This window comes from Flavobacterium kochi, assembly GCF_048286715.1.
GTDB lineage: Bacteria > Bacteroidota > Bacteroidia > Flavobacteriales > Flavobacteriaceae > Flavobacterium.
In genome coordinates this window covers 38,921-47,924 of the sequence record NZ_JBLVPW010000028.1, presented here as the reverse complement: position 1 = coordinate 47,924, position 9,004 = coordinate 38,921, and the positions used below count along the sequence as shown (strand labels likewise).

General features: G+C 33.0%; 11 protein-coding genes. 6 read left to right on the top strand and 5 right to left on the bottom strand.

The genetic code is table 11. From position 1 onward, the window contains the following. Positions 1-283 (top strand): hypothetical protein (locus ACNQGH_RS18855; RefSeq protein WP_417957572.1); only part of this gene is annotated, 283 nt, incomplete at its 5' end. A gap of 68 nt (positions 284-351) precedes the next feature. Here ACNQGH_RS18855 and ACNQGH_RS18850 read toward each other — a convergent pair. Beyond that, on the bottom strand, positions 352-1,029 hold the full coding sequence (locus tag ACNQGH_RS18850) for a DUF4294 domain-containing protein (protein WP_417957571.1): 678 nt from the start codon (positions 1,027-1,029) through the stop codon (positions 352-354). 84 nt (positions 1,030-1,113) lie between these two features. Here ACNQGH_RS18850 and ACNQGH_RS18845 point away from each other — a divergent pair, with 84 nt between their 5' ends. Beyond that, positions 1,114-2,202, top strand: coding sequence for a M42 family metallopeptidase (locus ACNQGH_RS18845; protein ID WP_417957570.1), 1,089 nt, complete (start codon positions 1,114-1,116; stop codon positions 2,200-2,202). A gap of 78 nt (positions 2,203-2,280) precedes the next feature. On the opposite strand, the gene ACNQGH_RS18840 is transcribed toward ACNQGH_RS18845, so the two are convergent. Then, entirely contained in the window at positions 2,281-2,682 is a 402-nt protein-coding gene (locus ACNQGH_RS18840; RefSeq protein WP_417957569.1) for an ankyrin repeat domain-containing protein, read from the bottom strand. 359 nt (positions 2,683-3,041) lie between these two features. Here ACNQGH_RS18840 and ACNQGH_RS18835 point away from each other — a divergent pair, with 359 nt between their 5' ends. Continuing rightward, entirely contained in the window at positions 3,042-3,503 is a 462-nt protein-coding gene (locus ACNQGH_RS18835) for a DUF1801 domain-containing protein (protein ID WP_417957568.1), read from the top strand. A gap of 24 nt (positions 3,504-3,527) precedes the next feature. Next, on the top strand, positions 3,528-4,067 hold the full coding sequence (locus tag ACNQGH_RS18830) for an SRPBCC family protein (protein WP_417957567.1): 540 nt from the start codon (positions 3,528-3,530) through the stop codon (positions 4,065-4,067). A gap of 66 nt (positions 4,068-4,133) precedes the next feature. Here ACNQGH_RS18830 and ACNQGH_RS18825 read toward each other — a convergent pair whose 3' ends face one another. Together ACNQGH_RS18825 and ACNQGH_RS18820 are read right to left on the bottom strand one after the other, a co-directional pair. Then, on the bottom strand, positions 4,134-5,087 hold the full coding sequence (locus ACNQGH_RS18825; protein ID WP_417957566.1) for a phosphoribosylaminoimidazolesuccinocarboxamide synthase: 954 nt from the start codon (positions 5,085-5,087) through the stop codon (positions 4,134-4,136). A 151-nt stretch (positions 5,088-5,238) separates the two neighbouring features. After that, positions 5,239-6,069: a Cof-type HAD-IIB family hydrolase gene (locus ACNQGH_RS18820; protein WP_417957565.1), complete on the bottom strand. Its 831-nt coding sequence runs from the start codon at positions 6,067-6,069 to the stop codon at positions 5,239-5,241. Positions 6,070-6,300: 231 nt separating this feature from the next. On the opposite strand from ACNQGH_RS18820, the gene hmpA reads away from it, so the two are divergent. Next, positions 6,301-7,503: an NO-inducible flavohemoprotein gene (gene hmpA / locus ACNQGH_RS18815; protein WP_417957564.1), complete on the top strand. Its 1,203-nt coding sequence runs from the start codon at positions 6,301-6,303 to the stop codon at positions 7,501-7,503. A gap of 11 nt (positions 7,504-7,514) precedes the next feature. Next, entirely contained in the window at positions 7,515-7,934 is a 420-nt protein-coding gene (locus ACNQGH_RS18810; RefSeq protein ID WP_417957563.1) for an RrF2 family transcriptional regulator, read from the top strand. Positions 7,935-7,997: 63 nt separating this feature from the next. Here ACNQGH_RS18810 and ACNQGH_RS18805 read toward each other — a convergent pair whose 3' ends face one another. Then, positions 7,998-8,948 (bottom strand): PhoH family protein, encoded by a 951-nt coding sequence (locus tag ACNQGH_RS18805; RefSeq protein ID WP_417957562.1) that lies wholly within the window; start codon positions 8,946-8,948, stop codon positions 7,998-8,000. Positions 8,949-9,004: the final 56 nt, after the last annotated feature.

The following is a 9,004-nucleotide window of genomic DNA, read 5'->3' as shown; positions in this document are numbered from 1 at the left end:
CATCCACCTAATGCGCAGGTTCTGGACAATAGTGATCGCAGACCTTATCATTCGTCCAACAAAACACAGGACTTTCGCCAGTGACTTCCCTCCTATATATAGCTATGAAATAAAGCGGAAGGTCATGGTAAAGATCTCTCCTGTGCCGAAAGGGCAAAATCCATGCAACAATACTCTTTTAAGGACAACAGCCAAAAACCTGCGCATAAATAAGTCCACAGCAAAACCGAATAAAATAGAATTTTTAAAGAACCTGCAACCCATAGCCTTCGCCTTAATATGAAAAAAGCGGCAACTACCTCAATAAGATAATTGCCTCTTTTGTTATAATGGGGAACGCCCAAATAGTAGCTACTGTTTTAACTTAGCAGCTCTTGTTTCCCAAGTTTCCGTAAGACTATCATAATCAACAGGGTTTGACGGAGTCTGATTTTGCAACCTTCCTGAATCGAATGCTCTTACTAATATAGTCTCTATTAAAAAATCTTCATTTACATCATATGGAGCGTACTTTGTTTTTAAATTTATATCAAACATACTGGCTGCTGTATTCGACCAAAAGGCTTTCCAACCACTTTTGAGATCTTTTACCAGCTCGTAGGTAGTAGTTCCGGTTTGACGATGAATTAACTTAACTAATATTTGACCCTGCTTGCGCGAAAGTTTTTTAAGTTTTGCTTCAAATTCATTACTAAGATACCCTTCTACTATTTTAAAGTATCTTTTTTTCTCTTTATTGCTTTTAAGGTGTGCCATACCTCTATTTAGCACTGTCAATCTTTCCGCTGCCAGTTTTGCATATGGATAGGTCCTGTAAACCCGGTTTTGAAGAATCAGAAATTGCTTTCTTGCTTCCGGATCCAGTTTTTCCTTGTGAATTATTATTTCTTCTAATTGTATGGTGTCATTAAGTATAGAATCATTTTCGGTCAACACATAACCCATCTTGGTGGTATCCTTTGGAGTTACTTGTGCATTAATAGGTATAGATATAAAAAGTAAAAAAAATAAAAGCTGAATAATCTTCATATGTCAATAAATTTAATTGCCAAAATTATACATTATATATGCAACTGTGATGCCAAATTTATAATTTAGCAAAAAAATATTTTTATGAGTACTAAATCAATATTAAAGAAGTCATCGCTTGAGTTTTTAGAGAAATACCTTAATAACGCATCACCTACAGGTTACGAAAGTGATGGACAAAAATTATGGATGGATTATTTGAAACCTTATGTTGATACTTTTATAACAGACACCTACGGTTCTGCCGTGGGAATTATAAATCCAGATGCTCCTTATAAGGTAGTAATTGAAGGTCATGCTGACGAAATTTCATGGTACGTAAATTACATTACTGATGATGGATTAATCTACGTGATAAGAAATGGTGGTTCCGATCATCAAATCGCCCCTTCAAAACGTGTCAATATTCACACTAAAAACGGAATTGTAAAAGGTGTTTTTGGTTGGCCAGCGATTCATACTCGTAATCGAGCAAAAGAAGAGGTGGCTAAAGTCGATAATCTATTTATTGACATTGGTTGCGAAACCAAAGAGCAAGTCGATAAATTAGGAGTTCATGTAGGTTGTGTAATTACATATCCTGATGAATTCATGATTTTGAACGAAAACAAATTTGTTTGTCGTGCTATTGACAACCGTATGGGTGGTTTCATGATTGCTGAAGTAGCTCGATTGCTACACGAAAACAAAATAAAACTTCCTTTTGGATTGTATATCACTAATTCTGTTCAGGAAGAAGTAGGTCTACGCGGTGCTGAAATGATAACTAAAACTATTAAACCTAATGTTGCCATTGTTACTGATGTTTGCCATGACTCTACTACTCCAATGATAGAAAAGAAAATTGAAGGAGATACTAAAATTGGTAAAGGTCCCGTAGTTACTTACGCTCCTGCTGTTCAGAATAATTTGAGAGAATTAATTTTAGAAACTGCTTTTGCAAAAGAAATCCCATTCCAACGATTAGCTTCCTCCCGTGTTACAGGTACTGACACAGATGCGTTTGCATACAGTAACGGTGGCGTTGCCTCTGCTTTGATTTCATTGCCGTTGCGTTATATGCACACAACAGTTGAAATGGTACACCGTGATGATGTTGAAAATGTGATTAAACTTATATATGAGACTTTATTAAAGTTAGAAAACGAAGAAACATTTTCTTATTTTAAATAGTCTTACTTTTTATTTTGTAAATATAAAAAAGCATTGTTGTAATGTACAACGATGCTTTTTTATAATTTAAATTAAATACTAAAGACTGGCAACAGGTTTTGATTCAGATAGTTTCAAAAATGCGACAGCTTCTTTTGCTTTTGATATTTCAGCATACTTCAATGCACTAATACCATTCTCATTTTTTTCTCTTAGATGGGCGCCATTCGCTAATAATAATTTAATAATTTCAACCTTATTATACCTTGCAGCCACCATTAAGGGAGTTAATCCATTTGATTTTTCGTTAACGTCAACACCATATACAATTAATTTTTTTACAAGATCAATTTCTCCTTTGTAGATCGCAATACACAAAGACGTTGAACCTTCATAAGAACGATTGATTTCTTTTTGAATTAATGAATTGTGATTTGATGCTTGAGAAACAGTTGAAAACGTTACTAAAGCAATTCCTAGGCAAGCGATTGATTTTTTCATGATGATTGATTTTTTTTTGTTAAATGATTGATTTTTTTTGATGATTTAAATTGTGAACTGATATTCTATGCATATATATATATATATATATATATATCCAAAAGAAGGTATCTTGTTTTGCAAGGTACTTAAATTTAACAAAATATTAACCTTTAGCAATAAATATGAAGAGTAACTCATAAAATATAACACACTAACATACAGGTAATTAAAATAATTACAAATATAAAAGCTATTGATAGCAAAAATCAATTTCAAAAACCAATACAATAAAATAACAAGTTTATTATTAATAAAAAAAAGTAATTGAAATCGTAATTATCCTTTTTTTTAGTATTTTTACTTAAACAATTCTTAAAATGAAATCAATAGTAACAAATGTTAATGGCTATTTAAAAGAAATTCCCGACGAAAGAAAACAAGCTTTTCTTAAACTTCGAGAAACAATAGTCACTAATATTCCAAAAGGATTTGTCGAACAGATGTCTTATGGAATGATTGGTTTTGTTGTGCCACATGATTTATATCCAAAAGGATATCACTGCGATCCAAAACTACCGTTACCCTTTGTAAACATTGCCAATCAAAAGAATTTTATAGCATTATATCACATGGGAATCTATGCCAATCCCGAATTATTGCAATGGTTTATCACAGAATTTTCAAAATACACCGATCAAAAACTGGATATGGGAAAAAGTTGCATTCGATTTAAAAAATTCTATCAAATCCCTTTTGATTTAATTGCGGTACTCATGCAGAAAATGTCTGTTAATGATTGGATAATTTCTTACGAATCACTATTTCGCAAAACAAAATAAGTATTAACCTAAATTATGTAAGATATGAATATTATTAAAAAAATTCTTTTAGGGATATTAGCAATTATTGCTATCGCATTGATTATTGCCCTATTCCTGCCAAAAAACTACGCTGTGGAACGCGAAATTACTATCAACAAACCCAAAGACAGTGTTTTTAACTACGTCAAGTATTTAAAAAATCAAGATGATTTTAGTGTGTGGTCCAAAAAAGATCCTGCAATGAAAAAAACTTTTAAAGGAACAGATGGCACAGTCGGAGCTATTGCTGCTTGGGATAGTAAAGACAAAAATGTTGGTGTCGGAGAACAGGAAATAAAAAAAATCACTGAAGGAGAACGAATCGACTTCGAATTACGTTTCAAAGTTCCTTTTGAATCAACAGATAATGCTTATATTATAACAGAAGCCATATCTCCAAATCAAACTAAAGTAAAGTGGGGATTTAATGGAAAAATGCCTTATCCAATGAATCTAATGTTACCCATAATGAATATGGAAAAAATGCTTGGCAAAGATTTACAGGATGGATTGAATAATCTAAAAATAGTTTTAGAAAAATAGTAATGTTTCGTATAAAAAAACCGCAATTCTAATTTGAGCTGCGGTTTTTTATTTTGTCAAACATTTTTATTTATTTGCTAAATAAGCCAAAACATTTTTTTTGATCCGGTCATCAATATTTGAAATGTCAGCTTTAACAAATTTTTCTCCCAGAATATTTTCATATAACTCAATGTATCTTTCAGAAACAGTTTCAATATATTCGTCACTCATATTTGGAATTTGTTGTCCTTCCAATCCCTGAAAACCATTTTCTATTAACCAACGACGAACAAATTCTTTAGACAATTGTTTTTGCTCTTCGTCTTTATTCTGTCTTTCCTGATAACCTTCTGCATAAAAATAGCGAGAAGAATCCGGTGTGTGAATTTCATCAATTAAAACAATTACACCCTCTTTAGTTTTGCCAAATTCATATTTGGTATCAACCAAAATCAATCCGCGACTTGCAGCAATTTCTGTCCCTCTTTGAAATAATGCCCTGGTATATTGCTCTAAAACCAAATAATCTTCCTCAGCAACAATTCCTTTAGAAAGGATATCTTCTCTTGAAATATCAGCATCATGTTCTCCGTTATCAGCTTTTGTAGTTGGTGTGATAATTGGTTCCGGAAACTTATCGTTTTCTTTTAAACCTTCTGCCATTGCAACGCCACAGATTTCTCTTTTGCCCAATGCATATTCACGAGCCGCATGACCTGAAAGGTAACCACGTATTACCATTTCAACTTTGAAAGGTTCACATAAATGACCAACAGCAACATTAGGATCCGGAGTTGCAATCAACCAATTAGGAACAATATCTTGGGTTAATTCCATGAATTTAGTTGCAATTTGATTTAGAATTTGACCTTTGTAAGGAATTCCTTTTGGTAAAACTACATCAAAAGCAGAAAGCCTATCCGTGGCAACCATTATTAAAAGATCGTCATTTATATTGTAAACTTCTCTTACTTTACCTCTGTAAACAGATTTCTGGTTTGGAAATTTAAAATTAGTAGTTGTGATGGTGTTACTCATTATTATAGTGTTGTGTTGTTTTTTATGTAGCTGCAAATTTATGATTATTTTGGAAAGAAAAGCAAAGAATCCTTTATTCTCAAAGTATAAATTAATAGTCCTTTAAAAATGAATTCCAAAAATTCAAAATGGAGCAATTTACTGTTGATGCCTACTCTACTTCTGCGGTATATTTTTTTAATAATTCTTTAGCAAGATATTTAGCAACTCCTTCATTATCATTAGTTGAAATCACTTCTAAATGGAAAAGTTTATCTTTCAAACCCTCGGGAGCATTTCCCATGATTAATCCTTTGCCTGTTGATTTAAGCATGTTTTCATCATTGAATCCATCTCCAAAAGATATTGTTTCCTGAAAAATAAAATTTTCTTTTTCCAAAATCTTTGCAATCGCGACACTTTTATCTACTGATTTGTCCATAAATTCCAAACAAAGCGGAAGGCTAAAGGCGTGACTAAAAAGCGCGGAATGCTTTTCTAAGATTTGTTCTCTAAGTTCCAATAATTTTGAATGCTTATCATGAGTAAAAAACACTTTTATAGCACTTAAATCTTCAACTGTGCTAAAATCCACCAGTTCTGGATGATAATTCAATTCCGTTTGAAAACTATTTAGTTTTTCATTGTGTTTATTGGTTTGCCAAACATTTTCTCTAAACAAAACGGTGGTAATTTCCGGGTCAATATCTAAGGATAACACAGACTTAACCGCATCACTTTCCATATTAATTGAGAAAAGCAGCTCTTTTGCTGGAGAATGAATCCGTGCTCCATTAGAGGTAACTAAATAAAGAGGAATCTCTAAATATTCCACAATAGGCATTGCGTCCAGATGGTGGCGACCGGTAGCTACAATGATTAAATAATTTTGATTGTGGAGTTCTTGAAAAACAGTTTTCGTATATTCTGAAATTTTGTGATCTGAATTGAGCAAAGTTCCGTCTAAATCGCTGATTACGACTTTTATTTTTTCTTTTAGCATCTTTTATTTTTCACTGTCATTTTAATAATTACAAATTTATTGCATTTTGAAGATATAAACAATGTTTATTGAAAAGTTTGAGTTCACCTTTTACAAAGTATTTTTAGTATTGAACTATTTTCAAGTTAACCCTGCTCTGTTAATTTAGTTTTTTACATATATATTGTTGTATTTAATATACAACAATAAAAATAATTGCTATTTTTGTAAAAATTTAAATTATAATCCATCATGAATACAAGTCAAAAAGAATTAGTTAAAGCAACTGTCCCTATTTTAAAATCTAATGGTAAAGATTTGATAACCTACTTTTACCATAGAATGTTAAAAAATAATCCAGAGTTAAAAAACATTTTTAATATGGCAAAACAGGCCAGCGGAAAACAACAGGATGCTTTAAGTGGAGCTGTTCTGGCGTATGCCGAAAATATTGAAAATCCTGCAGTCCTGATCAATACCTTAAAATCAATTGGCAATAAACATGTAAGTTTAAATATTGCACCAGAGCAGTATGATATCGTTGGAAATCATTTAATCGGATCGATAAAAGAAGTGTTAGGAGATTTAGCAACTACCGAATTAATTGATGCCTGGACGTGCGCTTACAATGAATTAGCCCAAATAATGATAGGTATAGAAGCTGAAATGTATCAAAAAACAACCAATAAAAAAGGAGGCTGGAAAGGCTGGAGACCCTTTGTAATATCCCAAATTGTAAAAGAAAGCGAAGAAATTAGTTCCTTTTACCTTAAACCGGAAGACCATAAAGAAATTGTCGATTTCCATCCTGGACAATATATATCAGTAAGCACGTTTATTCCTGAATTAGGTCATAAACAGCCTAGACAATATAGTCTGTCATCGTATTCCAATAACGAATATTATAGAATCTCAGTTAAAAAAGAAATCAGTCAAAATACAACTCCTGACGGCATTGTTTCCAATGCATTGCACAATAAAAAAGAGGGTGATACAATCGAACTTAGTGCACCAGCGGGTGTGTTTTTTGCTGACCCGGAAGCAAAAAACCCTTTAGTATTGGTCAGCGGAGGTGTTGGACTCACTCCTATGATGAGTATGATAGAAACCAATAAAAATTCACTTAAAAAAAACAGAACAGTTTGGATTCACAGTTGTCGCAATGAAAATGTGCATGCGTTTAAAGATACTATTGAGGAATTAAACAACGAAAATACGTGGTTAACCTCTTTTGTTTTCTATGAAACTTTACCGGAATCGGAAACAAACGCTATCGAAGGACGAATTGATTTACATGAAATTAAAGAAGAAATCCTTATTGAGGATGCAAAATATTATATTTGTGGCCCGGCAATTTTTATAAAAGTTCAATACCAATCTTTGGTTGCACTTGGCGTAAATAGAGAAAATATACTTTACGAAGAATTTGGCCCTCAATTATTAAGTCTTAATTAGCAAATTTTAATATGAAATTGAATCACTTTACCGATTTTAGTATGCGCGTTTTGATGTATCTAAATCAAAAAAAAGATACTCCGCAAAGTTCTTTGGATGATTTAGCAAATACTTTTAAAATTTCGCGCAACCATCTCATTAAAGTGGTTCAATTCTTATCGGCAAATCAATTAATTCTCACCAAAAGAGGAAAGAATGGCGGGATAATGATTGGTGAAAAAGCAAGAGAAATCCGATTAGGAGATCTGATTCATCTATTGGAACAAGACGATACACCCATCATTAATTGCAATTCGAAACCGTGTCTATTTCAATCACACAATTGCAAACTAAAATCGTTATTCGACACTGCCTATAATGCTTTTATTGAAAGTTTAAATCAATATAAACTTGCTGATATAGAATTCAAAAATTGGAGTTCTATGTTTTAAATAACAATTGATTTTGTAGAAAAAATAATTCAAAAAAAGGCTTTTGTAAAGCCTTTTTTTGTTTTAATCGTTGTTCTCAATCATCTTATACGCATCAATCACTTTTTTGACTAATCTATGACGTACAATGTCTTTGTCATCAAGATAAATAATTCCGATTCCATCGACATCTTTTAAAACCAACAATGCTTCTTTAAGTCCGGAAATGGTTCTTCTTGGTAAATCGACCTGGCCGGGATCACCGGTAATCATGAATTTAGCGCTTTTCCCCATACGGGTTAAGAACATTTTCATTTGGGAATGCGTTGTGTTTTGGGCTTCGTCCAAGATTACAAAAGCATTATCCAGCGTTCTACCACGCATAAATGCCAAAGGCGCTATCTGGATAATTCCTTTTAGAATGTAATCCTCCAGTTTTTCGTTGGGCAACATATCACGCAACGCATCGTACAGAGGCTGCATATAAGGATCCAGTTTTTCCTTCATATCACCAGGTAAAAAACCAAGATTCTCCCCTGCTTCTACTGCCGGACGCGTAAGTATAATACGCTTAACTTGCCTTTCTTTCAGCGCCTTAATGGCCATCGCAACGCCAGTGTACGTTTTTCCAGTTCCGGCAGGCCCTACGGCAAAAACCATATCATTTTTTTCCATGGTATCCACCAACAACTGTTGGTTGGGAGTCATTGCCTTAATGATTTTCCCCCCTACACCGTGCACTAATATTTTATCTTGCCCCTGAAACTTCCTGTCTTCCTGTACGTCCCCAAGAATAACACGTTCAATTACATTGTTATCAATATTATTGTATCTTGAAAAGTGCACCATTAACCGTTGAAATCGTTTTTCAAACTCGTCTAAAACCTCTTTTTCACCAAAAGCTTTTAAGGTTGTTCCCCGAGCAACAATCTTCAATTTTGGGTAGTATTTTTTAATTGTTTCAAGATGAGTGTCTTGAGCGCCCCAAAAGTCTTTTGGAGCGATGTCTATGAGCTCGATTATTCTTTCGTTCAACTGAGGTAGTTTTAAATTAGAATTAATTTTTTTATAAATCAATGGCTGTCGGGTAT